General features: G+C 51.0%; 1 pseudogene. It reads left to right on the top strand.

The annotated features are described in order from the left end of the window. A pseudogene (locus tag H8L32_RS27645) lies at positions 1 to 239 on the top strand (IS3 family transposase); the annotation flags it as partial.

Genomic DNA, 239 nt, shown 5'->3' with positions numbered 1-239 from the left:
ACCAGATTGTTCCCAAGCTGGCAGATCAAGGCATCTACCTTGCCTCTGAATCGAGCTTTTACCGCGTCATGAAAGCCGCTGGGCAAGGTCAACGACGAGGCAGAAGCAAGGCCCCACAGAAACGCCCCCTGACTACCCATCAGGCAAGTAGCCCGAATCAAGTCTGGTGCTGGGACATTACCTGGTTACCAACTACAGTCAAAGGACAATTCTTTTACTGGTACATGATGAAAGACATC

The organism is Undibacterium hunanense (assembly GCF_014284335.1).
GTDB lineage: Bacteria > Pseudomonadota > Gammaproteobacteria > Burkholderiales > Burkholderiaceae_D > Undibacterium > Undibacterium hunanense.
This window is presented reverse-complemented; position numbering and strand designations above follow the sequence as displayed.